The sequence below is a fragment of the Bacillus sp. ISL-41 genome, assembly GCF_018613235.1.
In the GTDB taxonomy this organism is placed as follows: Bacteria; Bacillota; Bacilli; order Bacillales; family Cytobacillaceae; genus Mesobacillus.
In genome coordinates this window covers 94998-119793 of sequence record NZ_JAGGQP010000023.1, presented here as the reverse complement: position 1 = coordinate 119793, position 24796 = coordinate 94998, and the positions used below count along the sequence as shown (strand labels likewise).

The following is a 24796-nucleotide window of genomic DNA, read 5'->3' as shown; positions in this document are numbered from 1 at the left end:
AGAAATCCTTAAAAAAATAAAAAAGCATCCATAAAGGATACTTAAATATAAACCTTAAGTGGTTGAATATTGACTTTCAACACGATGGTTGCAGGATCATGAACCATATTTATTTTGTCTACCATGTATTCCTTTTTGTTTATCGTGACTGTATTGCAGGCCCTCAATGCAGCAATATATTGCTCCCACTGCTTTACATTCGCACTTAAGAGACATTTATTTTCCAAATAATAATCCACTCTGTTCGAAACACGGTTCAACTCTACACCCCCTTTTGATAGAGTTTATGAACCATGTGACCTAATCATGACAAGCTGTCAGGAAGAAAATAGATTTGGTTATCAAGAATCGAGGTTTTACGATATAATCCGAATAAGAATCCGGTAAGAAAGGGAGTTGGATAATGGCAATTACTTATGAACTAATATCAGAAGAGCAGATTAGCATTGTGAAAGATCTCTGCAATGAGTTGATGGTTTACCAGAAATCATTAGCGACGATCCGCCCTGAGCTTTTCGATGGCATGAGCTTTGAAACGAGAATGGTCCCTTCTGTTAAAAATGCGAAAGCCAATCAGATCATTGCCGCAATGGATGGCGATGAAGCTGTCGGATACGTGTATAGCAATGTGTCCCCGAAGGAAGTGTATTCTAATGAGTTTGCTGTTTTTTTTGACATGGAATCTGTAAAAGGGAATGATGTCGGCTGCCTTTCGCAATTTTATATCAAAGAAGGGTATCGCAGCATGGGCATTGGTTCGGTCCTTTATGAAAAATCACAGGAATGGCTTGATTCCTTTAACGACGTTCATGACCAGTTCATCTATGTCTCTAACGGAAATGATGCTGCCCTTAATTTTTACCAAAGCAAAGGATTTAAAATAAGCCATCAGATTCTGGACGGATTCATAACCGTTCTTAGAAATACATAATGGAAAGCCCCCTATTGCTAGGGAGCTTTTTTCAATAGAGACTATGGATCAATTCTTCCGTTTATAACATTTTCAAAGGTTAGTTATTCCCAGGTCACTATTTCACTATTTTCACCCATAAAAATAAAGGAATACAATGAGAAAAATGACCAGTCCAATCATGAAGATCGAACCAAGACTTGCGCTATACACGACGTAAACCTTTGTATGAAGCACAACATGCACAAATAGAACTATAAGCAAACAGAAAAGCGCAAAAATGACTAAATTCAAATTCCTATTCTTATTCAAAAGATCAGCACCTTATAGTTCTGAATTTATCGTAAGACAGTTGTTTGTCCAAACACATTTATTCATTATATATTTTCTCTTCACAAGTTTTATTCATGATTTCCTTCAACACCTTCCCTGCCGAGGCAAAAAACAAGGGACGGTTTCCCCGCCCCATTTTATTCAATAGCTTAAGGCACCAAATCCGTCCCTACTGTAGTAAATCAACTAACATTGACAAATCATTAAATGATTACCGTCTAAATCTTTAAAATTGAACCAATGATTATTTTCAATTTCTGTTGTAATCTCTACATTTTTACTTTTCATGTATTGAAAAGCTTGTTCTATATTATTTGTATTTAAATGAAAAGGTGGAGCTTTATATATATTTTCCTCTGAAAATATTTTGCTGTCTAATACAATACCCGTTCCGTTCATAGGCAATATGTAAAGATGGCCAAATAAAATCTCACCATCGGATGGTAAACCTAATATGTCACAATACCAGTCCCGTGCCTTTTCAATGTCACGAACAGGAATAAATGTCGTTCCGATTTGATTTAAAATTGGTTTTGAGTTCATAATTCCTCCTATTTTCAGATGTTTTAAAACTATTCTGATTTAATATATATGCTTTTTCCTGTTGATTTTACAAATTTAACTCTCCTATTTCACAGTAATAGTCCTCATCACAGATAAAACCTTTCACTTCAAAATCATAAGGTAAAATAAGTTCCTGCTCATTAATTAGGTCTCAGCTGATTTTAAGGAAATCACTCTGTTCTTGGCTACCTCTTTAAAAATACCATTTAACCAACTTTTATCGGGTATACCTTCAATCTGGCATCAATGAGTAGGCAGACTAATTGGAGTTGGTCAATACGACCTTCACTTTTACACGTGTTTGTTGAAATTAGAAATAACTTTTCCACTTCATAATTCCCTTAGAAAAAGGACACCTTATTTACAGGAGGTGTATGCTGTATGAAGGACAGAACAATATTGAACATATTGACCACAATCGGAATCGGGGGAAGCATATTTTTTTTATCTCGCAAGAAGAGGAATTTAAAGGATTGGTACCTTATTTTTTTTATAAAAACTTTTGTTTCTACAATATTTGATGGACCCGTTATCAAGACTAAATATTTGCAATATCCACATCGCTATTTCCCTAAATTTTTCGATTCCAATATTGTGTTCCTTTACATATTATTTCCCTTAGCATGTGTCATTTACAATCAATTCACCTATAAAATGAAACCATTCAAAACTATTTTAAGTGTAATCCTTTTTAGCGGGCCAATGACACTTTTTGAGAATTGGCTTGAAAAAAATACAAATTTAGTGAAATACAACAAGGGCTGGAATGGTTATGTAACCTTTGGTGTTCTTTCATTTACTTTTTTACTTGTTAAAGGATGTATTGAGGGAATTAGATTTTTAGACAATAGAGAAAGTAATCCCTAACAGTTCACTTTTTGTTTCATCTACATCAACAAATCATCATAAATCAATATGGCAAAATCAATAACTAACTCACTGGTTCGGAGACAGAGGGACGGTTCTTCCACATAAAAACGTCCAAATTCTCACTATTCCTTAGGAACCATAACACTTTGTCCCGCCCTAACCCATTTTGCTTGTTCCTTTTTCCTTTTTCGGCCAAATAAAGTAACTCGCTGTTATCGCAGTATCAATGGCGAGAACAAATCCCCAAGTTTTCAAGACAGCGAATAGGCTCTCCGTCCTTGCCGGGTCATTCACCAGGTAAAAGATCACTCCGAGCATGCTGCCGCCAATCAAGAACGCAGCGTAATGGCGGAGAAGGTTCTTCCTTTCGTTTCGGGAAAATTCATTCCCTCTCAAACGTTCAGGCTTTTCACCTTTCCTCAAAATATAATATTGGAAACGCGAATCCGCCCAGTTGATCATGCTTTTACCATAGGCAATCGAAACGCCGATATAAATGGCCGCGATTCCGTGTGCAATGGTAGCCGTTGCCCCTCGGTAAAGATCATAACTAGTAAGTGCCAGCAACAGCAGATCGATCACCGGTGTCAGAGCAAGGAAAAAGATGCTGAGTCTATTCTTCTTAAAAATGTACCGAAGGGTCAACCCCAGGATAATGACAATCCAAAACTCAATTTCACAGGCAACTATCATCCATGCAATAAAATTCAAGGGAATTCCTCCTTATTAACAAGACAGAGGGCAGTTCTCCCGCCCCTAACAAGCCCAAATCTTACATCAAAACCATCTCCAAGTCCCGCTTGTAGTGGGGATGACAGCATTGAACCTAAAAAATACTTAATCTTGTTCATCAAGTTCGATAAAATACTGGTCCTTACGGTAAGAAACGGCCTCCATTGTTGCGATCAGGCTTTGCTCATGAAAAATTTCAATGCGGTAAAATCCAGTACGGAAGTTTCGCCTTACTTCGGTTGCACGGGCAACTATTCTGTCTCCAGGTTGAGCAGCTTCAATAAACTGGATGGTTGTCGATAGTCCTACTGAGGTTTTTCCATATGCATTACAGGCTACAGAAAATACATGGTCCGCTAAAGCATACATAACTGCTCCATGAACAGTTCCATGTGCATTTACCATATGGTCCTGCACCTCTAGCATTGCCTCTGCAAATCCAGCCTCGAATTTAGTTAACAGAATGCCTAACGATTTTGCATACGGGTCATTTTTAACTTGTTCATAAATTTGGTCGTAGTGTTTCTCATGAATTTGATACTCATCAATTTTTTTCTTCAAGATGATATCCCTCTTTTTTAGACAGAGGAACGGTGCTTCTGACGCTAAAAGCCCGCCCGACTATCCCATTTATTTAGATATTTCAACATGAACAAAGTCACCTAATGCATGCGGAACGCCTACGATCACCACTATAGAATCATCTTTTAAATAGGTGAAGGTGCTCGAATCCATCGTATCTGCTTTTGACAATTCGTTTAATAGTTGTTCATTGCCTAAACTCGATAGATAGTTCTTTACTTCATCACTATATTCAACTGATGAGCTTGAGAGAATCTTCCCTTGCTTGATTTTGTCAACAAACGCCTCGTCGACTGTGACCAGGTCAGATAATGTTACTTTTTCACCTGTTTGCCTATTGACGATAGTGGAATAGCTAAGGTTTAGCGGATAACTCTGTTTCGGGCTCGTCAGCAGACCCTGATAGAGAAAACTGGCAACCTCTTCATCAAGAAAAGTAGTTTCATATTTTATGTCACCGGAATACCCTTCATACAAACCATTTTCGAAAAAATAAGTCGCATCCCTGGAAATCACTTCGTTAATGCTTTGCACTTCAACAGAATCTGCATCTGGTAACTGCGGATATTCTACCTGGATATCCCCTTTTGTATACTGCTTTTCTATGAAGCTGATGGCGTCCTCCGCTGCCTTAGCTGTTGTTTGATTATCTTCCGCCGGCTGAGTTGCTGTTTCCGCAGAATCTTGATCCTCTTTACTATCTGTTCCCACTGAATCTTGGTCGTCCTTATTCTGGCTTTCTTCGATCTCAGCATTGTTATCTCCGCCAGCTTCCGGATCACTTATTTCCGAACTGCACGCCGATAAAAATAGCAAAGATAACATACCGGCAATCATGACCTTTTGATACAACAAATTATGCCTCCTTATCAAACAGAGGGACAGATTTCCCGTCCCTCGAAAAAACATTGTTTTATTCGTTTTCCTGCACCGATTACCTACCTTGAAAAAAACATTTTATTCCTTATCCGGCGGCACCAGAACCGCCCCCAGATCCCAAGCTTCATCAAGGTACTCCAGGCTGTTATAACCGGTGATTTGTAGTTTCATAGACTTATCTTCGACGCCTTCTACTCTCATGGACTGTTCTGTGACAAAGTGGCGTGGCTGCTCCAACTTCTCAAAATCGATTGGACCTTTATACGGATCATATTCCACTCCATTCTTGTCAACCAGCACTGCTTTGGAGTCGATATGAGTTATACTGGGCTGTTGATCATTTTCGTCCACAAAATTGATGTGAAGTGATTCAAACTCCCGATTTTTCAAATCGTCATTACGTACAATGACTTCGGTAGACTGACCGGCATCGACCTTATCAATAAAAAGGGTACTGCCTGCATATTCAATATTCTGCGGGAATGGTTGATTTCCGCTAAGTTCGATGCTTCTATGATCTACAACCGATAGGTAGATTGAGTCTAGATGGGCTTTGAAACCTTTAACTTTCTCACCATAAAGCGGGTCAAAATGACCCAGGAAACCAGTCCAGGTACCGTCCAGCTGGTAATCCATAAAGTGGCTGCCATATCGATCCGCCTTCACTTTTTTATCATTCACTTCCAGCGATTTGAAATTAAGAAATTCGATTCGCTTTTCCTGCTTTTCTGTGTTGATGCCAAATTGTAATAGAGTTGCGGTAGGCGCAACAATCAACTTTTCCAATCTGACTGCGACGCCCTCGAGTTCTCTTTGTTCATTGATTTCATATTCCATTGAAGGCTGTTTGGTTACAGGGAACTCGAAGCTCCATTCACCTGTTTTATAATCACCGGAAGTAAAACCAAATGACAGGGAGGCATTGTCGGCCAGTCTCTGAATCTTTGTGATCCTCAATTTAATGGTTCCCTGGTCCTCTTCAAGCGGCCTTAGCGCTACCTTACCGTAAAACACATTCTTCTCTTTATTGTTCATCTCCGCCTCGACATCAGGGATTGAATAGCGCGGATAGGTTTCGCGTTTCATAATGTCAAATTCGTTAACGACTGCCAGTCCATCCTCAAAGGTCATGAAATATTGCTTGTCTTCCTTCATATCATGAATCTCATAGAAAACAAGCGTCTGGATGTCATCCGCTACTACACCCTTGATCTTCACCTTCACTCCGTCGCTTTCCGCTTCCAGATTCAGCCTCTGGCCAAAGCCCTCCTGGAGAAACTCACGCAAATATATGTCATCTTCCGCCCATGCATAATAGACCTTTGGAAATGCACCGGTAATGAAGCCAATCGCCACTATGAAGGCAAAAGCACTCGCAAAACCAAGCGCCCATTTTTTTCGTACCTTAAACTTCAGTTGTCTATGTTCCTTCTGAAGTGCCAGTCTCTTTTTGACGTTCTCCATTAGTTCCGGATCCACTTCGAGGTCATTGACTCCCTCAATGTGATTCAGTCTAGTCATCGCAACTTCCTGAAAACTCGCCAAATCCTCCTGACATTCCCGGCAGTTATAAAGATGAATCTCAAACTCGATCTTCGCCGGACGTTCCATCGATTTTTCCAGGTAATCGATATAATGCTTCTGGAACTGCTCACAGCCATGATAGTCAGATCCATCTAATTGTTTTCTGGCCGACTGAATCCCGGAGAATAACAATTGCTTTATTTTTTCAGCCGAAACATCGAGGAGTTGCGCAGTCTCCTCCAGGGTGAAACCTGTTACATATGTAAAAATCAGCGCATCCTTTTCCAGTTGGTCCATACCAGCAAACACTTCCCGGCGCGGGTCCACTTCCTCTGAATCTGGCAAACTAGAAAGCTCGCGAATGTTTCGAATAAAAATGGAGGTTACCCACATCTTGAATGTTAGATTCCCTTTAAAACGCGGAAACTCCTTATGCACCTTCAGTATCGACTGGTAAAAAAGCTCCTCCATCTGCTGCTGATCTTGAACATAATACCAGCCTAAACGATAGAAATATTCCTTATGGTCTTCAAACCAATCCACGACAGACTGAATTCCCTTTTCTTGAATCGCCGAAATCGAGATTGGCTCCATTTTTTCCAGGATCATCTTTGGCTTCTCCCCCCTTTGGAACAACCGTTTCCTAAAATTACAAATGTTCCTATAAAACTACTGATTTGGATAAATTAATTCATGGTCTACAAAAATCCTGCACTCCACCGTTATAGCACCGCCGAGGCTGACCTTAATTTTCTGATTTGCACCTTCATTATGTTTAATCATCCCGTATAAACTGGCTCGATCAAAGGCAAATCCCAGATTCTGGTCCTGTAATTTACCGTCCACAAAAAGCTTTTCCCCATTAAACCAGGTATTCTCCACTTGTATATGATGACCTTCGTATGTAACCCCAAATACTTTCTTCATTTCCATCCTCCTATCCCTTTTTATATATACGGACAGGTACACTGGAAGTTCCATGAAAAATTGGGTTCAGTTGGGTTTTTTGCTGTTAATTGAACTGGAAAAAGTCAGTGGAAATTCACAAAACCGAATCCTCTTTACCTAAAACAACAAACCTCTGGACATCAAGGCAGTCTGCGGGACAGAGTGGCTATTTAACTATTTGAATAATCAGTTATTTATAACGAGACAGCTGCCTTAAGAGCAACAGGCCATTACTCTCTTCAAATCCTTCTCGCGGACCCAGATCTTGCCTGCTCTGATTTCATACTTGATCCCCGCTTCATCCAGACGAAGGATTTGGTTGTCTGTCCTGTCGGTCCAGTAGGTGTAGGGTTCCTTCGCATTGCAAGCTGCGAGAATAATCAGTACGCTAAAGCTTAGGATTAGTTTTTTCATAAAAACCCTCATCCCCAACTATTTATCTTTCCTTCAACGATACCACAAAATGGCAGACAGAGACATAGGAACTATAATGACGAATAATTTTTGATATAATTCTCCCTGCAGGTTGTAGCAGGTATAAAAAAATCCCTCTTTCTGCAAGAGGAATTTTGATGTTGGTTATATTTAAAACGCAGCAGTCCAACCGCCATCAACGGTAATGACCGTACCATTAACAAAGCTGGATTCATCAGTTGCCAAGAACAAAGCAGCTTGGGCAATCTCCTCCGGCTTACCGGCACGTGGAGATAAAGAGTGTGTCATGCCTGCCCGTGACAGGCCGAATTCATTGATGTTCGCCATGCTTGAACCAATATTGGTCTCAACTGCACCCGGTGCGATGGCATTGCAGCGGATTCCTTTTTGCGCATACATGAAGCCGGTATTCTTTGTTAACCCAATCACCGCATGCTTGGATGCGCCATATGCTGCTCCGGCATGGGCACCGCTGAATCCGCCGGTCGAAGCAACATTGATGATGATCCCCTTTTCCTTCTCCAGGAAGATCGGAATGGCTTTTCTCATTGCGCGCATGACGCCTTTTGTATTCACATCAAAAACTTTATCCCATTTCTCATCGGTTATGTCTCCAATTGGTTCAAACCCGTCCATGATGCCCGCATTGTTCACCAGGATATCCAATGTTCCAAACTGCTTAAGAGCTGTATCGATCATATTTTCCACGTCCGCCAATTCCGCCACATTCACCTTCAATGCCTTAGCTGTTCCGCCGTTTTCGACAATTCCATTCGCTACTGCTTCAGCACCCTCATAATTAAAATCAGCGAGAAGCACTTTCGCCCCTTCTTTCGCATAAAGCTCCGCAATCGCCTTCCCCATACCAGATGCCCCACCAGTTACAATAGCCACTTTCTCATTCAATTTCATAACAGTTACCTCCTTTGTCATATAACAGAAGCACTTTTCACTACCTATTATAAATAACCACCTGGCATTTCTTGTAACTGTATTGTGAATATTTAGTTAACTCTATAGAACTAGATACAAAAAAAGAAGCATCGGGCAACTTCCTCCACCCAATACTTCCTCGCATTCCTATCCAACAATCAATCTTTCTTTCGGGTAATGGCATTTTGGCTCCAGCTTTCCGCGGTTGAACAAGAAAATAAACGATAGAATTCCTATTCTTCCAATGAACATCAAGGAAATAATGACACTCTTCCCTGCAGTACTTAGTTCAGGAGTGATCCCCATGGACAAGCCAGTCGTCCCGAATGCTGAACTCACTTCGAACATGATTTCCATCATCGTGAAATTTTCGGTCGCATTCAATATCACCACAGCAGCAAAACAGAGCAGCATGGCTAAAAAACTGACCACTACCGATTTCCGGATATCTTCGTCATGCAGCTCACGTCCAAACACCTTGATCGCATTATGTCCTTTTGCAAAGTTGATGATCAGCAATATGACTACCGCAAAAGTAGTCGTCCTTATCCCACCGCCAACAGAACTTGGGGAAGCACCAATAAACATCAAAAAGCAAAGCAGCAATAAAGTTGGATTAGAGAAATCACTCACATTCATCGTAGCAAGCCCGCCGTTCCTGGTGGAAGACGACTGGAACCAGGCATAAAAAAACGACTCATGCCAGTTGTAGCTCTTAAAAAAATGATTATATTCAAACAGCAGGATAGCGAATGTACCGAAAAACATAAGCGCAAAAAAGGTTAATGTAGTTAACTTCGTATATAAAGAAAAATGGCCTTGTTTTTTCTTTTTCCGATTGATGAAATATTCCTTTACTTCCACTAATACCGGGAATCCAATCGCTCCTAAGGTTAAAAGAATAATGTTCACGGATTGCACGAAGTAATCATGCGCAAAAGGAATCAGTGAACTTCCTGTAATATCAAAACCAGCGTTTGTTGTTGCACTTACCGCCGCAAATAAGCCCTGCAGATAGGCTTCCTGCCATGTCGGGAAAAAGCCAAGAAAGTAAGTCCCCAATATTAGGGCCCCAACCGCCTCGATCAAGAGGATGATGGCCAAAATTTGCCTCATGAGCTTGACCAGGCCTGACATCTGAGATTGATTTTGGTCGGTCATGATTAACTGCCGATCTTTAAGACCGATTTTCCTTCGCAGCAGCATCCAGAAAAACGTACCAAGCGTCATGATCCCAATCCCGCCAAACTGAAGGATGAACATTAAAATGAAAATGCCCGGTGTACTAAATGTATCCGGTGTCGATACCACCGTCAGCCCTGTTACACTGACCGCACTGACTGCCGTAAATAAAACATCAATGAATGTCCAATGTACTCCCGGCTTGAGAGCAATCGGCAGACTGAGGAGCGACGCTGAAATCAATACGGCAATGACATAGAAAAATACAATGATTTGCGCTGGCTTTAACCAGTTCCTTCTAGTTATTTTTGCCAAGGTAATACCTTCTTTTCTACGATTTTATTTAAACAAGGCAAGCACAAAAAGACCATCTCTAATAAGAATGGTCAATGTAAAGATCATCAACCCTTCTCTCTTCACGCTTACGGAGTTAGCTGTCGGATTAGGGATTGAGAGTATCCCCTTTTAGCTGCATTCGCTAAAATTCACCCCAAGATAAAGTTGCTTTATCGAAATTGGTTCCCCCGCTCAAAAGATTCAGCAAAAAGGTCATTATTAAATTGATAAGTATAAAGTACTCCTATAGCTTCATAGTGTCAATCTCTTTTTTGAAATATCGGGGAGGGCATTTGCTTTTGATAGAAAAAGGCACTGTCCCATGAAGGAACAATGCCCTGCCTTTATTTTTTAAGTGTCGCTAACTGATCCATAATTTTCAAGTCGCCAATAAAATTAAATTTCCGCCAATAAAGTTGTGAACATCGCCAATAAAGTCATTTTTTGCCAATAAGTTGCGGGAAATCGCCAGTAAATCTATTTTTTCGCCAATAAAGCCTGGAACACACATTCAAAGTATGCAAAAAACCTGAAACAGCATGCTTATTTCCAGAATACGAGTATACTGTTGTCTCTATTCGTTTTATCGCAGCCTGATAAGGTGTATTCTGTTTTTTCATGTGTTTCGATCACTTCAATTGATTGGCAAGTTGCCGTACTAACCTTCCCAGAGCCGAACTCATCTCTAGTACTATCAACTTTTGAGGTGATGATTTCCCCATCGAATTCGAGGTCGTGCAAAATGGGATCTCCCTCGATTGTATATCGCACAACTCTAATTTTATCTTCCTTGCCTTCCTTTACATTCCCGATGAACTTCATAAACTTCTCAAGGTTCGTTATTTCACCGTGGCTATCCACAATATCTTCATCCGAAGGCTGATAACTGCAGCCTGATATAAGGAGAAGAACTAACATCAACAAAATCATTTTCTTCATTTACAATTTCCCTCCAGTTTTTTCCGTTATTCCACCAATAGATATATGATCCCAAATTTAGAGGTGCAAACTTCTGGAGCAAGCCAGCAGGCCGACCTCAATCTGCTTCCAATACAACTATAATCTCTTCAAAAAACCTTAATTTTTTTGATATCTGTCAGGAACTAGAGTTAATACGCTGTCAAAAAAGCAGCAATATTAAGTGCCCAGCATATTCATATTTTTTCTATAAGAGGAAATAATACCTGGGAGGTGAAATATGGATATGGAAAAAATACAGCTTACTTCTTCTGAAATAGGAACCTTGTGGGGCGAATATGTAAACGGGACCATGATTGATGCAGTGAATAAATATATGTTTACAATTATTGAAGATGAAGAGATCAAGGCCATTTTCGAGGATGCCATTTCGACGTTCCAACGACAAAAGAACCAAATGGTTACATTCTTAGAGAATGAAGGGTTTCCGGTTCCCGTAGGATTTAGTGAAGCGGATATCAATAAAGGTGCAAAAAGGTTGTTCTCCGACATCTTTTGCTTGAATTATTTACATATAATGACACTGCATGGCTTGATTGGACATGTCACTGCCCTGGGAGTTTCTGTAAGAAAAGACTTACGGGATTTTTACGATTCATGTGATAACGACGGGAAAAAAATGTACCACCAGACAATTGAACTATTACTTGAGAAAGGCAGTTTTCAAAGAGATCCTTTATTTTATCCTGCCAAAAAACCTGAATTTATTGTCAGCGAAGATTTTACAGATGGGATTTTCGGAAAAGGAAGAAGTTTATCTGCCACAGAGATTATAAGTATTTCCTTCAACCTAAAAAAGAGTATTATGGCTAAAACGCTGTCTATTGCCTTCAGTCAAGTAGCACACTCAAAAGAAGTGAGAAAGTTTTTTTCTGATTCAGAAAAAACGGCTGACCAGCAAATACAATCTTTTTCTAAAATTATGCATGAAGATAGTTTGCCAACTCCACGGTCATGGGAAACAGAAGTCACAACATCGACGGAATCCCCTTTTTCTGACAAGCTGATGATGTATCATACTGGCTTCCTATTTCAAGCGGCCCAAGTTTATCACGGTACTGGTTTGGCATCCGCCATGCGGACCGATCTGATCACTACGTATGAAAGCATCATTCTCAAAAATTTAATGGTGACAAAGAAATGGTTCAATATTATGCAAAAAAATAAATGGCTGGAACAGCCCCCGCTTGCTCCTAATCGAAAAGAACTCGCAAATGGAATCGATTAACTTCAACGTCCTTCTGTAAATGGAGGGACGTTTTTATCTTCGTTTATGCATTAAATAAAAATAAAACATAAGGGACACAATCAGGACCATCGCATAAAACGATACAGAACGATACCAGACATTCTTCAATTCGGTCCAAAAACTCATTCCGCCCTGATCTGGAGGCAAAATGGAATAAACTGATACCTCCACATAGAACACACCAAGGAAAAATAAGAATAAAGGAATACCTATAAACCATACCAACCGAGAACGATTAAAATTCATCAAAGGCCTCCTTATGATCCAAGGATTAGCAACTGGTTAATTTTATTGATCTGCTAACGTTCCTCCTTGCTTCTTTAAATTCAACAAAAAAGTGGTATATTCCTCCAATCGGCCATATAGAAAAATCCTAGAAAGCTGTTAGCGTATCCTTTTCCCCCTAAAAACTAACATAAATATAATTCCGATTAATAACAGCAATAGCACTATATAAATAAACCTTGAGTAGACATCTATATACTTCACAATCTCCTCCCAGGAAGCGCCGACCGTTGCACCTAAGTAAACCAGGATTGAATTCCAAATGAATGTTCCAATTGTTGTAAACAGCAGGAATGTTCTAAACTTCATCTCTGATATACCAGCTGGAATAGAGATCAGACTCCGAAGCAATGGAATAACACGGCAGAATAACACGGTCCATGCCCCATATCGATCAAACCAGGAATCCGCCTTGTAAATATCCTTTTTCGTTACACGGAGAAGATGCCCCCACCTATCAACGATTTTCTCTAACTTTTCCACACCCATCTGCAGCCCTAGTCCATATAGCAATACAGCCCCCAACAGCGAGCCTGCGGTGGAAGAAAGGACCACGCCCGCAATGCTAAGATCCGTTGAAGCAGTCATAAATCCAGCAAAAGTTAGAATAACTTCGGATGGTATTGGAGGAAAGATGTTTTCAAGTGCAATCAGAAACATAACCCCTGCATAGCCAAATTCCTCCATTATCCCGATTAACCATTTTTCCATGTCATTCTCCTTAAGTTTTAATGGTCATTCAAAAAAAGAAAAAACCTTTACCATCTAGCTGGCAAAGGTTTTTCAGACAAAAAAGACCTTTACCACAAATAGGGTAAAGGTCTTGCTAACAACAATGGTTGCCAACAAAGCCGAGAGTCAGGAACTCCGTAATGACGACCTTGTTGTAAAAGCTACTCCCCTTTAGGAGTATTCAATTATTAAGTAAATATTAAATGCGTATTCATAGCTTGTCAACAAATACTTAGGAGCACCCCGGACGTTCCCTTCACCTGATTTTATAAGCTTCCATCTTGTGTCAGCTTTAATTCATCTTGGCTAGCTTATTGGTGACGCTTTACTTCATCTTAGCCAGCTTATTGGTGATTTCCGCGATTTCCTTCTCGACTTCGTAAAGATTCTTTTGCATCCGATCCCTGCGAGCTGTTAGTACACTAAGCTGTTCCTTAAGTTCCTCTTTGGTTCCGCTCATTTCATCGCCCTCCATTGTCCGTTTATCATGATAGGAAAAAGGACTTCCCCCGAATATTATGTACAGTTACCAGAGGCATAAGTAAGGAAAAGAGCATTTGGAAAAAAACTTAAGAACGAATAACAAAATACAAATAGGAAACCAGAACACCCAACCATTGGATCGTGGCAAATAAAAGAATCGTTTCGGTGCTGTAGTTCGGGTCGCTTAACAGCATGATCATAAGGAACGGGACCATCATGATTGATAAAAAACCGGCGACAAACAAGCTTTTTGCTAAAATACTCACTTGATATTCATCGTATTCCTTCGTCCTTTTTAAAAAAATAAATACGATAATCAGAGCGGTTAATCCGATAATCAGATAGCCAACGAATTTCATATTCCCTGCTTTTAAAAAGTCAGACCACCCGTTCCAAAAACCCGAGTCCAGCGTTTTCCCATGTGAAAGTATGCTGATGAATTCCATATGGCCGGCTGTAAAAATAAAAATGAATGAATAAATAGCAGACATGAAACTAATGAAAAGAATATTGATCACCGGATGTCTCAGTATACTCACTTTCGCTCACTCTCCTCAAACTCGAATAATTCCTCAATGCTCATATTGAAAAGTTTTGCTAAATCATAGGCCAGCCAGATGGAAGGATCGAACTTGTTTTTTTCTATCGCATTGATCGCCTGCCGTGACACATTCACCTTCTGGCCAAGCTGCGCTTGCGTTAAACCGAATTGCTCCCTTAAGTGTTTGACTTTGTTTTTCATGATAGATTCCTCTTCCTGTGTAAGGTTAACCTTACATATAAATTACAATCATCCCCTTCGAGTGTCAAGTAAACCTTACATCTACTTTTAAAAAAATGCTTTTCCATAATCGGAAAGCATCATTTACCTTTTACGCATTCCTTGCATCGTTTCTTTTTGAATCGTTATGTTCTCCAGGAAACCAGATGCTTTAAGCTCTAAATGAAAAGAAGCGTCATCAAGATTTCGATAGGTTTTGTGCATCCTTGTCACAAAAATCCCGGGTGAAAAGCCGCCTTGCACTGATTGCATGACGATTTTTTCGTTACCTGTTTCTAATTGAAAGACGTCACAAAGCTCATCAAGGCACTTCACTTCATAGGTATCTTCCATCCAAATCGCAAAATCAGCTTCATTCGGCTTCAGACTGATTGCTATTACTGCGGCAATCATAATAGGTGCCAATGATAGCAGCCACTTCCTTTTCTTCATTCGATCTCCTCCGAATCCAACACAAAATTCTTAATGATATCTGGGTTGAATTTTATTTTAACAAAGGCATCTTGACCTGAACCATTTGTCTTTTCATTCCTGAACATCATTTTAATCGCATCGCCCTTTTGCGTTACCTCGACTTCGCTGAACTTACTTGAATGTGCATAATAGAAATAGCGACCGTTACTCTCGTCATGGATCTCGTAGGTACTTATTGGTGTTTGGTCCTGCTGGTTCAGCCAACTTTGGATTGCATCCTTGTCTTCCTCTTCAATCGAATCCATCTCATAGGAGTAAATAAAATCTTCCTCCGTTGTGGTCGTAATATTGCAGCCGGTTACAACTGAAATAAGTACAAAGGGTAACAATAATCTCAATTTCATACCCATCCTCCCTTCTGTTTTAATATAAGTCACGTTTCCGGTAAGGAAATAACCTCCAAAATCCAATCATGCATAATGCCCCTATTCCTTTCACTATGCTTGTGCCGACAATTGAACCCTCAACAGTGATTCCCAAAAAAAGACTGCCGATCAGTAACAAAATGAAACTCAATATTCCTCTCATGCTATTTCCCCCCTTACTGTGAGCACGCTCTTATTAGTAGAAAAAAACCAACTACAATCAAAATCGAAACAACATTTACCAAACAGCCACTGCCTGGTGACCCCGTCATGGCCCGTGCCCAGCCATTGTTCAATGCCGCCCCAGGATTCTTCTGCTGTTCCTTGGATTTCAATTGCTCTCTTTTTTCCTTGGACATGTTGATGACCTCCCTTTAGTCGCGCGATTTTGTATGTAATCTGGATCTCTGTTTTCCTTGCGAAATTCACTGCATCTGTATAAAAAAAGCGATAGCAGCTTTAAAGAAAGCTCTATCGCCCAAAGACTAATCCAGGATACTCATGTTAGTTTATGTTGCCTCGGTGGTAATTGTTGCCCGTTTCCGTGCTCTTAAGAACCGGACAAGGTTTAAGACGATTGTTTTTGTGACGGCATAAGTTGGAACGGCTAACACCATTCCCAGAACGCCAGCCAGATTTCCGGCCGCCAGTAAAATAATGATGATCGTTGCCGGATGGGTGTCCAGTGTCTTACCAAGAATCAAAGGAGACAGCAAATTCCCTTCAATTTGCTGGGCCACAAGGATGACGACGACTACCAGCAAAGCTTTTGTCGGGGAATCAAAGAGACCAACCAGCACTGCAGGCGCTCCGCCAATAATCGGCCCGACATACGGGATGATGTTGGTGAAAGCGACGATTAACGCCAGAATCAAGGCATAGCGTAAATCAATGATGAGATACCCGATAAACGCCAGCGTCCCAACCGCCAGGGCAACCGTTACCTGGCCCTGGATGTATGCCGCCAGTGTTTCGCCCGTTTCTTTCAGGATTTTAAGCCCTTCATCCCGGTAATCTTTCGGAATAAACTTGGAAACAGCCAGCGGGAACCTGTGCCCGTCCTTGAACATGTAAAACAATAAAAATGGGACGGTAACAAGGATGATCGCGATATTGGTGACGATGCCCAAAAAGCCCCTGAGCCCATTCGTCAGTTTGGTCGGTATCGTATTTGCATACTCAATTACGCGCTCCTGCACCGTATCAATCATTTCACGCTGCTCATCCCTAAAGCTTTTAAACTCTGAGGACTGAACAACATCGTAAAAATACTCCGTCGTCTTGTCAGCAAAAACAGGCAGATCATTCGCAAGCTCCGTTGCCTGCTTGGAAACCGCCGGAACCAGATTCCCAATCGCCAGAACAAGAAGGGCGCCAAACACAACATAAATAATCAATATGGCGAGTACCCGAGGAAGTTTCTTGCGTTCCAGGAAGTCCACCACCGGATTCAGCAGGAAATAGAGGAATCCAGTAATCAGAATCGGAAAGAACACTGTTGAGATGAAAATCCCGATCGGCTCAAACATAAACGAGATTTTTGTAGAAACATAAATGATCGTGGCTATAAGCAAAATTTGAATCAGCCAAAACTGCAGTTTAGATTTAGTCAAAGTATGTACCTCTTGCTTTAGGTTATTTTGGTAAAATTATACCAAAATTCCGGGTTAAAAGATAATCTTTTTCAGACCAGAAATACCGTTCATGCGACCTTTACATCCTCACTCAGCCACTTCCTTAAAAACGAAATGCAAATTGGCGTGATGATTGTCATTGCACCAATGGTCGTAAAAGCAACACCCCAATTGAAGTAATCAAGCAGAATGCCAAAAATCATCGGTGAAAAAATCGTAGCACTGAACCCTAAAACGGACTGGATCCCTAATGCAATGCCGGTTATTTCGGGATCGGATATTTCTGTGATCATCGTGTTATAGATCGGTGAATCAGCAATAATCGTAAATCCATATATGAAAACAATCGGAAGCAAAATCCACATGCTCGCAGGCGTCAGCCAGCCAATCACCAATGAACAGCAAATGCTAATATAAATAAATAGCTTTATTGATTTTAGCCGGCCGAAGGTATCCGACATTCTTCCCCCTATAAAACTGGCAATGCCGCCAATCATCACCACAAACGCTCCGATAAAATTGCCAACAGAAATGGCATTGCTGACCTCATGCGCCTGAAAGTAATACACCATAAAAGGGCCAATCCATGCCCACATCGCATACAGTTCCCAACAGTGGCCAGTGTAGCTGATGTTCACCAGCAGATTTCTTTTGGTGAGCACACGTTTTAAAAGTGACATACTCAAACGCTGGTTATGAATATGGATGTTTTCAGGTATGGTGGAAAAATGAATTAACGCGGATGCCAGAATTGCCGAACACGAAGTGATGAAAATGACACCCTTCCAGCCGACCAGGTTAATGAATAACCCAGAGACAAGCAGCGAAAATCCCGAGCCAACGACAAGCGACCCAACAAAAAGCCCCAGCGCCGCACCCCGTGTTCTATCGCTCGATGTTTGGGCAACAATTTTCATCCCTGGGACATAAATACCCGCAATCCCAATACCTGAAATAAATCTCAGTAATAAAGCCGACCAAAATCCTTGTGCCAATACACTGAAGAGCACACCAGAAACCCCAGCGATCAGCGCCCCATACATAAACGAGTACTTCGGATTATAACGATCACTCAAAAAACTGTAAAAAAACACCGCCGCCACATAGCCTATATGAAAAAACGCAACGATAATCCCCGATTCCGTCGGGGATAGGCCCCATTCTTTTTCAACAACAGGCATAACCGCTGAAAAGTTAAACCACACCTGCATCGCCAGAAATTGAGCTATCGATAAAGTCCACAATAGACGAGTCATCTAATCACCTTCTTAACATGGTAACTTCCTTTATCAATAAAATACCGAATTTTCCGAATATAAACAAGATGAGTTTTCAGCCCCATTTTATATAAGCTGGTGGCTAGGGGGATTTGGATTAGGTTCTACTCTTTCTTCTGACAGCTTTTCTCCGTTTGATGCCAAACCTGGCTGAAGTTCGGCTTTCTTTTGACAGCTTTTCTCCATTTGGCAACAAACCTGTCACGATTTCCTTCTTTTCTTGACAGCTTTTTACCCTCAGCACTCAAACCTGTCCCGATTTCCTTCTTTTCTTGACAGCTTTTAACCCTCAGCACTCAAACCTGTCACGATTACCTCTTTTTCGTGACAGCTTTTCACCCTCAGCACCCAAACCTGTCACGATTACCTCTTTTTCTTGACAGCTTTTCACCCTCACCACCCAAACCTGTCACGATTACCTTCTTTTCTTGACAGCTTTTCCCCCTCAGCACTTAAACCTGTCACGATTACCTTCTTTTCTTGACAGCTTTTCCCCCTCAGCACCCAAACCTGTCACGATTACCCTTTTTTCTTGACAGCTTTTCATCCTCAGCACCCAAACCTGTCACAATTACCTCTTTTTCTTGACAGCTTTTCACCCTCAGCACCCAAACCTGTCACGATTACCTTCTTTTCTTGACAGCTTTTCACCCTCAGCACCCAAACCTGTCATGATTACATGATTACCTCTTTTTCTTGACAGCTTTTCACCCTCAGCATCCAAATCTGTCACAATCCCGATCAACGTCCCCCGTCCCCCAAAACAAATCAAAAAAACCGCCCGAGGTCTTTTGCCCCCTCGAGCGGTTACACTAAATAAAATTAAGCTGGATTCACTTCCAGTTCTACTTTGATCTTGATGTCTTTGCCGACTAGAACGCCGCCTGTTTCTAGTGGAGCATTCCATGTAAGGCCAAATTCTTCGCGGTTTACTTTTGCTGCTGCTTCGAATCCGTAAACTTCCACGCCCCATGGGTTTGTGCCTTTGCCGCCGTATTCCACGTCGAATGTGACTGGCTTTGTTACATCTTTGATTGTCAGGTCGCCAGTTACTTTGTAATCATCGCCATCGCGAGTGATGCTTGTGGATTTGAAATCGATTGTTGGATAGTTTTCCACGTCAAAGAAGTCTGCTGATTTCAAGTGGTTTTCGCGATCTTCGTTACGTGTGTCGATGCTTGCTACATCAATTTTGAATGCGATTGAAGCTGTTGTTAAATCTGTCAGGTCTGCTGCTTCAACGTCAGCTGTATATGATCCGAATTGTCCCTTCACCTTTGATACCATCATGTGTTTCACTTCAAATCCTACTGCTGAGTGCGCCTGATCTACTGCAAATTTAGTCATTCTATAATCCCCCTGTTTTGTTTTTATCTCGAATTCGAGATATTATCTTAAAAAAATAAATCTCAAAATCAATTATTTTTAATTCGAGATAAATTTATCATGAATCCGACTTTACTGTCAATAGACTTTTCTGATATTTATTTTTTACAGAATGAACGCAGTACTATCAGGCCCGAACTTACTCTAAACCATTCAGAACTTTGGCAATCTCCTCTGTAATTTCCCGGTGTACAGCGATGTCCCAAACTACGAATCCCATAAGGAGTGTAAAATATAAAAATACATACCATTTAAAATGCCGCTTTGGTCTGAAGGGCGAATAAACTAAAGCGATAAAAGCAGCAACAAATAGCGGGATTAGATATATATTGATCTTCCAAAGCTGATTTGCCTCATTAAGCGGCAGCATTATTTCAAGCGCTTCCTGAGCAGTAACCTGCCTTTCATCCACCTGCCTAGTCCACATCCCTTTTTCAACTGTCATCGTCATATTATCCTGATTGAACTGATAATGAACCCCCGGCAAATTAAAGTTCGTTTGCACCGTAAAAAGTAAAAGCAAGGTCACCAATAAAAAATACATCACTAATGGGAGAAACCGTTTATCGAATTTTATAATGGGGATCCCTCCTTTACCAATAGCCTAATATCCTCGATCCTCCACTTTTCAGTCATATCGTAAAAGCCTTCACTCCTGGTCAAGACGAATTGATAGTTATTTTCCAGATCCTCGACTGTAAAATATGTAAGAAGAATTCTTCCTTTTTCAATACTAAATTCGCTAAGATTCAGAACCACTCCAGGACTCCAATCAAGATTACTATTTTTGAAGGAAAAACTGCACGGGCAATTGAGCTCCTTATCACTGGTACTAAAACCTGATAATTCTTTAAGGGCCATTAAGTCAATGACTTCTTTAAAATCTCCCGCGGCTTTATAGGTCTCAACGACATCGATCGCATCCAAGAAATCCTGATACCGAACAGAAAATTGTGATGCAGCGACTTCCTCTTCCAGGTTTGCAAGATTGACGGCCAGAGTATCACTTTCGTTTTTCAATTCAGCCTCCACCCTTGACCGTTTTTCGATTTCTTCTTCTAAACTGGCAACCTTCTTTTCCAGTCGATTTTGATTCGCCTCAAGCTTCGCCGCCGAGTCGGCTGTTCTCGCATTATCCAAAAGAGCAATCGCTGTGATGACCACTAAAATGATCAGGGCTGATGTTTTAAAATTTTTCATAGGATACACCTCCGTTTCGAATCCCTTTCTACATTTTAAAACTTAACATCCACTTCTTCTGCATCCTCCCAATTCGGGTTGACTCTCGGGATATATTCCTTCAATTCATCTGCGTAGTCTTCTTCCTCCACCATGTTAAAAAGCTCTATTTCCACATTCGTATCATCCTTTTTCACCAATCCCAGGTAACTGGTTGACCCTCTCCAGAAATGGTAAAACCCTTTAAGGGCCTCGATCTCGACCGCCTGCTGGTCTGATTTGATCAGCCCATCCTCAACGGTAAAAACCACTTTCGGTTTGATAAAATAAATCGCCGCACGGATGAAAATGGGCAAAAAGAACATGCACCCGAAGCCCACGGCTAACCAGATCAAATCAATATTAAGGATTCCATACAGCAGCGCCAGCAAACCCGGAATCGCAAAAACCGCTGACCCTAAAAATTTCACAATCAGCCTCTTCCTTTTCATCACTACTTTCATTTCTACCACCTTTTTCCACAGACATTATAGGAAGATTATAAACTCTAAAATTACTATTTTCAAAAATTTACCACCACTGAATTATATCATTATCACTCCTGCAATATACCGGTAAAAAAAGATCCGCCTCCATTTCGAAGGCGGATCCTTTCACGATCTCAGCTCAAAATAATCCATCGTAGACGTCTCTTCAAAACCGCACGACTTATAAAGGTTAAGCGCATTCGAGTTTTCAGCGGCAACCTGCAGCATGATTTCTTTTGCATTTGCTTCCTTCAGTTTTTCAATGGCCAGCAAAAGAAGCGCCCTGCCGTAACCTTTCCGGCGATGCTCCGGCAACACACCCAGACCAAAAATGGCACCGAGCTTCGTTGTCAGCTGCAGATTCACTTTCCCGATGATTTGCCCGTCTTTTTCAACAAGATAAGAAGTCATCCCTCGCCTTTCCTCTTCCTCAGGCAAGATCATGTCTTCTGATCTGAATTCCCCTTCCTCTGGCAAAATGTTCTCTTCTGAACTGAATTCCTCTTCCTCAGGCAAAATCATGTCTTCTGAACTGAATTCCTCTTCCTCAGGCAAAATGATCTCTTCTGAACTGATTTCGTCTTCCTCTGATAAAATCATGTCTTCTGAATTGATTTCCACTTCATCGTTAAAATAAATCACGTTCTGCCGTGCAATCTCGTGCGCGTCCGCGTTCGTCGCTTTTCTGAAAACAATCCCTTCCAACTGATCCGGAGTGGCCGCAGGGGCATCTTTTTTCAAAAACATCTCATATTCCGAATGCTTGTATTGCGCACCAACACCAGCGATGAACTTCTGCCCCGATTCCGAGTTGCGGTCACTCAGCAACAGCATGCTGCCAGAATCCCGGCGCTTCCATTCAGCCATGGCAAGCTCAAACAATTTAGTGAAAACACCCTGGCGCCGATAATCCGGATCCACCATTCCGTTCACTTCCCAAGGACCGCCAAAGCTGCAAATCCCCACATAGCCAATCAGCTCTTCCCCATCAAAGTACATGAACTCATTTATATCCTCGACGCCATTCCTGTTGTCATCGTTGACACCAAGCTTATAATCAAGCTCCAGCTTAAGTGCCGTTTGATCCACTGAATTGCAACGGTCCTGAAGTCCGTTAATAGCTTCATAATCTCCGGCATCGATATATTCCTGCAGTTTGATCCATGGTTTATGTATATTTTGCACTTTTAGCACTCTCCAAATCCCTGATTCTCTTATTGCTTGTACATTTTATTCTATGAAACACCCTTTCACTCCTTTTTCTTGAACTACAGGTTTATCCTCCTTCTATTGTGGTAATGAACTAGATATGTAGAAAATCTCACTTTTATGTAAAAATTTTTTGACAGCAATGTAAAAATTCTTTGCTCTTGTACAAAATTCTACTAATACCCTAATAAATTAACAAAGCGCTTGACCCATTGAAAGATGCGGGTTCAGGCGCTTTTTTGCGTCCTTTTTAAAAGTTGGCACGCTTCTTGCAACTAATATATTTGTACTAGTCATTTTGAAGGAGGTGTAAAAAGATGAATGATTTATTGAACTACATAATAGAAAACCAGGCTTCGATTTGGACGTATAGTGCGGAGCATTTACAGCTTGTAGGATTGTCCGTTTTGATTGCCATCGCAATTGGACTTCCGCTTGGGATTTATCTGACAACGAACGAAGAGCTGGCTGAGACAGTTCTCCAGGTTGCGAATATTATCATGACGATTCCGAGTATCGCGCTTTTTGGAATCATGATCCCGATTCTGTCGGTCATCAACCAGGGCATTGGCTTTGTGCCAGCGGTAATCGCACTTATTTTATATTCGCAGCTGCCGATCATCCGTAATACATATGTAGCCATCAATAATGTCGATCCCAATATTCGTGATGCCGCCATTGGGCTGGGAATGAGTACGATGCAGCGTCTACTGCGTGTTGAGATTCCAAATGCCCTTCCTATCATTATGGCAGGAGTCAGGCAGGCCGTGGTCATGAATATCGGAATCGGCGCAATTGCAGCGTTTATCGGGGCTGGCGGCCTTGGTGTATTGATCAACCAGGGGATTTCAAGATCGAATACCACAATGGTACTGGCAGGAGCGATTGCCATTTCCATCCTGGCGATTGTGACCGACGGACTGTTGGGGATTCTCCAAAAGCGTATGACTCCAAAAGGTTTTCAACAATAAAGGCTCTTTAATCAATGCGAAAACGGCCACAATAAAAAGAAGTAAGATGGGGTGAAAGTATGATTAAGTTTGATCAAGTCACCAAAGTGTACGGCGATAAGGTGAAGGCTGTCGATAATGTAAGCTTTGATGTACCTGAAGGCAATATCGTCGTTTTCCTGGGGCCATCAGGCTGCGGAAAGACGACAACACTGAGAATGGTAAACAGACTGGAATCGATCACCGACGGAAAAATTTTAGTCAATGGAACAGATGTGAATTCCTTGAATGACATTGAGCTTAGAAGGAATATCGGCTATGTCATCCAGCATAACGGCCTGTTCCCTAATATGACGATTGAAGATAATGTGATGGCTGTTCCTAATTTAATTGGATGGGACCGGAAAAAGAAAGCAGACAGGTATAAATACTTAATGGATCTGGTCGGCCTGAATCCGGATGAATACCGGAAGCGTTATCCACATGAGCTTTCAGGAGGACAGCAGCAAAGAGTCGGGATTGCCCGTGCGATGGCTGCAGACCCGCCTGTCATGTTAATGGATGAACCATTCGGGGCATTGGATCCCGTCATCCGTACTCGAATTCAAAATGAGTTTTTGCAAATTCAGAAAGAAGTAAAAAAGACGATTCTTTTTGTCAGCCATGATATTGATGAAGCCATCAAAATGGGTGACGGAATTGCGATTTTCAAAGAAGGAAAACTGATGCAATATGATTCTCCAAGCGAGCTGCTTGCTCATCCCAAGAATGATTTCGTCCGTGAATTCGTCGGCAAGGACCGCGCGTTGAAGAGTTTGAGTCTTCATACCGTAAAGGATTTGATTTCAGAACGGATGCTGCGAAAACTGGACGGGCCGGAGAAAGCCAACAAAAAGACAATTTCAGTTGAAACGAACCTGCGGGATGCCTTATCCATCCTGCTCAACCAGGAAGCCGACCAGCTTGTCGTCCAGGCAAACAACAAGCTTGTTGGTGCGATGCAAATTGATGATGTAGAGGCCTATTTGCATCAGCATATTAAGTAACGGGGGAGAAAAA

33 protein-coding genes and 1 riboswitch are annotated in these 24796 nt (G+C 41.3%); of the genes, 5 read left to right on the top strand and 28 right to left on the bottom strand.

The window, feature by feature from the left end; genetic code table 11:
* Positions 1–41: 41 nt before the first annotated feature.
* Complete coding sequence (locus J7I80_RS11330) at positions 42–260, bottom strand: hypothetical protein (protein WP_214738473.1); 219 nt, start codon at positions 258–260, stop codon at positions 42–44.
* Positions 261–403: 143 nt separating this feature from the next.
* Between J7I80_RS11330 and J7I80_RS11325 the strand changes: the two genes are divergently transcribed.
* Complete coding sequence (locus J7I80_RS11325; protein ID WP_214738472.1) at positions 404–931, top strand: GNAT family N-acetyltransferase; 528 nt, start codon at positions 404–406, stop codon at positions 929–931.
* Between the two features lie 498 nt (positions 932–1429).
* Here J7I80_RS11325 and J7I80_RS11320 read toward each other — a convergent pair whose 3' ends face one another.
* Positions 1430–1786, bottom strand: coding sequence for a VOC family protein (locus J7I80_RS11320; RefSeq protein ID WP_214738471.1), 357 nt, complete (start codon positions 1784–1786; stop codon positions 1430–1432).
* 402 nt (positions 1787–2188) lie between these two features.
* On the opposite strand from J7I80_RS11320, the gene J7I80_RS11315 reads away from it, so the two are divergent.
* Positions 2189–2674 (top strand): CBO0543 family protein, encoded by a 486-nt coding sequence (locus J7I80_RS11315; protein WP_214738470.1) that lies wholly within the window; start codon positions 2189–2191, stop codon positions 2672–2674.
* Between the two features lie 159 nt (positions 2675–2833).
* On the opposite strand, the gene J7I80_RS11310 is transcribed toward J7I80_RS11315, so the two are convergent.
* The 9 genes from J7I80_RS11310 to J7I80_RS11270 form a co-directional block, all read right to left on the bottom strand.
* Positions 2834–3388: a hypothetical protein gene (locus J7I80_RS11310; protein WP_214738469.1), complete on the bottom strand. Its 555-nt coding sequence runs from the start codon at positions 3386–3388 to the stop codon at positions 2834–2836.
* A 126-nt stretch (positions 3389–3514) separates the two neighbouring features.
* Positions 3515–3970: a PaaI family thioesterase gene (locus J7I80_RS11305; protein ID WP_214738468.1), complete on the bottom strand. Its 456-nt coding sequence runs from the start codon at positions 3968–3970 to the stop codon at positions 3515–3517.
* Between the two features lie 69 nt (positions 3971–4039).
* Positions 4040–4846, bottom strand: a complete 807-nt coding sequence (locus tag J7I80_RS11300) for a hypothetical protein (RefSeq protein WP_214738467.1) — start codon at positions 4844–4846, stop codon at positions 4040–4042.
* A 102-nt stretch (positions 4847–4948) separates the two neighbouring features.
* Entirely contained in the window at positions 4949–7003 is a 2055-nt protein-coding gene (locus tag J7I80_RS11295; RefSeq protein ID WP_214738466.1) for a DUF4179 domain-containing protein, read from the bottom strand.
* Between the two features lie 60 nt (positions 7004–7063).
* Complete coding sequence (locus tag J7I80_RS11290; RefSeq protein WP_214738465.1) at positions 7064–7321, bottom strand: hypothetical protein; 258 nt, start codon at positions 7319–7321, stop codon at positions 7064–7066.
* 234 nt (positions 7322–7555) lie between these two features.
* The gene (locus J7I80_RS11285) at positions 7556–7756 is read right to left on the bottom strand and encodes a hypothetical protein (RefSeq protein WP_214738464.1); all 201 of its coding nucleotides are present in this window, start codon (positions 7754–7756) and stop codon (positions 7556–7558) included.
* Between the two features lie 171 nt (positions 7757–7927).
* Entirely contained in the window at positions 7928–8689 is a 762-nt protein-coding gene (locus tag J7I80_RS11280; protein ID WP_214738463.1) for an SDR family oxidoreductase, read from the bottom strand.
* A gap of 168 nt (positions 8690–8857) precedes the next feature.
* Positions 8858–10207 (bottom strand): TrkH family potassium uptake protein, encoded by a 1350-nt coding sequence (locus J7I80_RS11275; RefSeq protein ID WP_214738462.1) that lies wholly within the window; start codon positions 10205–10207, stop codon positions 8858–8860.
* A gap of 90 nt (positions 10208–10297) precedes the next feature.
* Positions 10298–10445, bottom strand: a riboswitch (cyclic di-AMP (ydaO/yuaA leader).
* Positions 10446–10771: 326 nt separating this feature from the next.
* A complete protein-coding gene (locus tag J7I80_RS11270) occupies positions 10772–11167 on the bottom strand; it encodes a DUF4362 domain-containing protein (protein WP_214738461.1) in 396 nt (131 codons plus the stop codon).
* 259 nt (positions 11168–11426) lie between these two features.
* Between J7I80_RS11270 and J7I80_RS11265 the strand changes: the two genes are divergently transcribed.
* A complete protein-coding gene (locus J7I80_RS11265; RefSeq protein WP_214738460.1) occupies positions 11427–12434 on the top strand; it encodes a DUF3231 family protein in 1008 nt (335 codons plus the stop codon).
* Between the two features lie 33 nt (positions 12435–12467).
* Here J7I80_RS11265 and J7I80_RS11260 read toward each other — a convergent pair whose 3' ends face one another.
* The 17 genes from J7I80_RS11260 to J7I80_RS23300 form a co-directional block, all read right to left on the bottom strand.
* Positions 12468–12701 (bottom strand): hypothetical protein, encoded by a 234-nt coding sequence (locus J7I80_RS11260; RefSeq protein ID WP_214738459.1) that lies wholly within the window; start codon positions 12699–12701, stop codon positions 12468–12470.
* Between the two features lie 138 nt (positions 12702–12839).
* The gene (locus J7I80_RS11255) at positions 12840–13451 is read right to left on the bottom strand and encodes a DedA family protein (RefSeq protein WP_214738458.1); all 612 of its coding nucleotides are present in this window, start codon (positions 13449–13451) and stop codon (positions 12840–12842) included.
* A gap of 346 nt (positions 13452–13797) precedes the next feature.
* Positions 13798–13932 carry a hypothetical protein gene (locus J7I80_RS23485; protein ID WP_285289133.1) on the bottom strand — a complete coding sequence of 45 codons (135 nt, stop codon included), beginning with the start codon at positions 13930–13932 and terminating at the stop codon, positions 13798–13800.
* A 109-nt stretch (positions 13933–14041) separates the two neighbouring features.
* Positions 14042–14494 carry a hypothetical protein gene (locus J7I80_RS11250; RefSeq protein WP_214738457.1) on the bottom strand — a complete coding sequence of 151 codons (453 nt, stop codon included), beginning with the start codon at positions 14492–14494 and terminating at the stop codon, positions 14042–14044.
* Entirely contained in the window at positions 14491–14697 is a 207-nt protein-coding gene (locus J7I80_RS11245; RefSeq protein ID WP_214738456.1) for a helix-turn-helix transcriptional regulator, read from the bottom strand. The genes J7I80_RS11250 and J7I80_RS11245 overlap by 4 nt, the downstream gene beginning before the upstream one ends.
* Before the next feature lie 123 nt (positions 14698–14820).
* Positions 14821–15168, bottom strand: a complete 348-nt coding sequence (locus tag J7I80_RS11240; RefSeq protein ID WP_214738455.1) for a hypothetical protein — start codon at positions 15166–15168, stop codon at positions 14821–14823.
* Positions 15165–15554 (bottom strand): hypothetical protein, encoded by a 390-nt coding sequence (locus tag J7I80_RS11235; protein ID WP_214738454.1) that lies wholly within the window; start codon positions 15552–15554, stop codon positions 15165–15167. Before J7I80_RS11235 ends, J7I80_RS11240 begins: the two co-directional genes overlap by 4 nt.
* 19 nt (positions 15555–15573) lie before the next feature.
* A complete protein-coding gene (locus J7I80_RS11230; RefSeq protein ID WP_214738453.1) occupies positions 15574–15738 on the bottom strand; it encodes a hypothetical protein in 165 nt (54 codons plus the stop codon).
* A 13-nt stretch (positions 15739–15751) separates the two neighbouring features.
* The gene (locus J7I80_RS11225) at positions 15752–15934 is read right to left on the bottom strand and encodes a hypothetical protein (RefSeq protein ID WP_214738452.1); all 183 of its coding nucleotides are present in this window, start codon (positions 15932–15934) and stop codon (positions 15752–15754) included.
* Positions 15935–16084: 150 nt separating this feature from the next.
* Complete coding sequence (locus J7I80_RS11220) at positions 16085–17188, bottom strand: AI-2E family transporter (protein ID WP_214738451.1); 1104 nt, start codon at positions 17186–17188, stop codon at positions 16085–16087.
* A gap of 89 nt (positions 17189–17277) precedes the next feature.
* Positions 17278–18465: an MFS transporter gene (locus tag J7I80_RS11215; RefSeq protein ID WP_214738450.1), complete on the bottom strand. Its 1188-nt coding sequence runs from the start codon at positions 18463–18465 to the stop codon at positions 17278–17280.
* A 622-nt stretch (positions 18466–19087) separates the two neighbouring features.
* On the bottom strand, positions 19088–19231 hold the full coding sequence (locus J7I80_RS11210) for a hypothetical protein (protein ID WP_214738449.1): 144 nt from the start codon (positions 19229–19231) through the stop codon (positions 19088–19090).
* A 77-nt stretch (positions 19232–19308) separates the two neighbouring features.
* Positions 19309–19833, bottom strand: a complete 525-nt coding sequence (locus tag J7I80_RS11205) for a YceI family protein (protein WP_214738448.1) — start codon at positions 19831–19833, stop codon at positions 19309–19311.
* Positions 19834–20011: 178 nt separating this feature from the next.
* On the bottom strand, positions 20012–20317 hold the full coding sequence (locus J7I80_RS11200; protein WP_214738447.1) for a hypothetical protein: 306 nt from the start codon (positions 20315–20317) through the stop codon (positions 20012–20014).
* Between the two features lie 128 nt (positions 20318–20445).
* On the bottom strand, positions 20446–21072 hold the full coding sequence (locus tag J7I80_RS11195) for a hypothetical protein (protein ID WP_214738446.1): 627 nt from the start codon (positions 21070–21072) through the stop codon (positions 20446–20448).
* A gap of 35 nt (positions 21073–21107) precedes the next feature.
* Complete coding sequence (locus J7I80_RS11190; protein ID WP_214738445.1) at positions 21108–21554, bottom strand: DUF5381 family protein; 447 nt, start codon at positions 21552–21554, stop codon at positions 21108–21110.
* A gap of 150 nt (positions 21555–21704) precedes the next feature.
* On the bottom strand, positions 21705–22763 hold the full coding sequence (locus J7I80_RS23300) for a GNAT family N-acetyltransferase (protein ID WP_353050101.1): 1059 nt from the start codon (positions 22761–22763) through the stop codon (positions 21705–21707).
* A gap of 341 nt (positions 22764–23104) precedes the next feature.
* Here J7I80_RS23300 and J7I80_RS11180 point away from each other — a divergent pair, with 341 nt between their 5' ends.
* Together J7I80_RS11180 and J7I80_RS11175 are read left to right on the top strand one after the other, a co-directional pair.
* A complete protein-coding gene (locus J7I80_RS11180; protein ID WP_214738444.1) occupies positions 23105–23758 on the top strand; it encodes an ABC transporter permease in 654 nt (217 codons plus the stop codon).
* A gap of 59 nt (positions 23759–23817) precedes the next feature.
* On the top strand, positions 23818–24783 hold the full coding sequence (locus J7I80_RS11175) for an ABC transporter ATP-binding protein (RefSeq protein WP_214738443.1): 966 nt from the start codon (positions 23818–23820) through the stop codon (positions 24781–24783).
* Positions 24784–24796 lie beyond the last annotated feature (13 nt).

What these genes read in the sequence shown, in the direction of transcription:
- J7I80_RS11285 (WP_214738464.1), bottom strand. Translation starts at nt 7,756, where the DNA reads ATGAAAAAACTAATCCTAAGCTTTAGCGTACTGATTATTCTCGCAGCT.
- J7I80_RS11195 (WP_214738446.1), bottom strand. Translation starts at nt 21,072, where the DNA reads ATGAAAAATTTTAAAACATCAGCCCTGATCATTTTAGTGGTCATCACA.
- J7I80_RS11320 (WP_214738471.1), bottom strand. Translation starts at nt 1,786, where the DNA reads ATGAACTCAAAACCAATTTTAAATCAAATCGGAACGACATTTATTCCT.
- J7I80_RS11225 (WP_214738452.1), bottom strand. Translation starts at nt 15,934, where the DNA reads ATGTCCAAGGAAAAAAGAGAGCAATTGAAATCCAAGGAACAGCAGAAG.
- J7I80_RS11205 (WP_214738448.1), bottom strand. Translation starts at nt 19,833, where the DNA reads ATGACTAAATTTGCAGTAGATCAGGCGCACTCAGCAGTAGGATTTGAA.
- J7I80_RS11235 (WP_214738454.1), bottom strand. Translation starts at nt 15,554, where the DNA reads ATGAAATTGAGATTATTGTTACCCTTTGTACTTATTTCAGTTGTAACC.
- J7I80_RS11290 (WP_214738465.1), bottom strand. Translation starts at nt 7,321, where the DNA reads ATGAAGAAAGTATTTGGGGTTACATACGAAGGTCATCATATACAAGTG.
- J7I80_RS11240 (WP_214738455.1), bottom strand. Translation starts at nt 15,168, where the DNA reads ATGAAGAAAAGGAAGTGGCTGCTATCATTGGCACCTATTATGATTGCC.
- J7I80_RS11230 (WP_214738453.1), bottom strand. Translation starts at nt 15,738, where the DNA reads ATGAGAGGAATATTGAGTTTCATTTTGTTACTGATCGGCAGTCTTTTT.
- J7I80_RS11325 (WP_214738472.1), top strand. Translation starts at nt 404, where the DNA reads ATGGCAATTACTTATGAACTAATATCAGAAGAGCAGATTAGCATTGTG.
- J7I80_RS11180 (WP_214738444.1), top strand. Translation starts at nt 23,105, where the DNA reads ATGAATGATTTATTGAACTACATAATAGAAAACCAGGCTTCGATTTGG.
- J7I80_RS11190 (WP_214738445.1), bottom strand. Translation starts at nt 21,554, where the DNA reads ATGAAAGTAGTGATGAAAAGGAAGAGGCTGATTGTGAAATTTTTAGGG.
- J7I80_RS11295 (WP_214738466.1), bottom strand. Translation starts at nt 7,003, where the DNA reads ATGATCCTGGAAAAAATGGAGCCAATCTCGATTTCGGCGATTCAAGAA.
- J7I80_RS11260 (WP_214738459.1), bottom strand. Translation starts at nt 12,701, where the DNA reads ATGAATTTTAATCGTTCTCGGTTGGTATGGTTTATAGGTATTCCTTTA.
- J7I80_RS11215 (WP_214738450.1), bottom strand. Translation starts at nt 18,465, where the DNA reads ATGACTCGTCTATTGTGGACTTTATCGATAGCTCAATTTCTGGCGATG.
- J7I80_RS23485 (WP_285289133.1), bottom strand. Translation starts at nt 13,932, where the DNA reads ATGAGCGGAACCAAAGAGGAACTTAAGGAACAGCTTAGTGTACTAACA.
- J7I80_RS11280 (WP_214738463.1), bottom strand. Translation starts at nt 8,689, where the DNA reads ATGAAATTGAATGAGAAAGTGGCTATTGTAACTGGTGGGGCATCTGGT.
- J7I80_RS11200 (WP_214738447.1), bottom strand. Translation starts at nt 20,317, where the DNA reads ATGACAGTTGAAAAAGGGATGTGGACTAGGCAGGTGGATGAAAGGCAG.
- J7I80_RS11245 (WP_214738456.1), bottom strand. Translation starts at nt 14,697, where the DNA reads ATGAAAAACAAAGTCAAACACTTAAGGGAGCAATTCGGTTTAACGCAA.
- J7I80_RS11270 (WP_214738461.1), bottom strand. Translation starts at nt 11,167, where the DNA reads ATGAAGAAAATGATTTTGTTGATGTTAGTTCTTCTCCTTATATCAGGC.
- J7I80_RS11265 (WP_214738460.1), top strand. Translation starts at nt 11,427, where the DNA reads ATGGATATGGAAAAAATACAGCTTACTTCTTCTGAAATAGGAACCTTG.
- J7I80_RS11315 (WP_214738470.1), top strand. Translation starts at nt 2,189, where the DNA reads ATGAAGGACAGAACAATATTGAACATATTGACCACAATCGGAATCGGG.
- J7I80_RS11255 (WP_214738458.1), bottom strand. Translation starts at nt 13,451, where the DNA reads ATGGAAAAATGGTTAATCGGGATAATGGAGGAATTTGGCTATGCAGGG.
- J7I80_RS11175 (WP_214738443.1), top strand. Translation starts at nt 23,818, where the DNA reads ATGATTAAGTTTGATCAAGTCACCAAAGTGTACGGCGATAAGGTGAAG.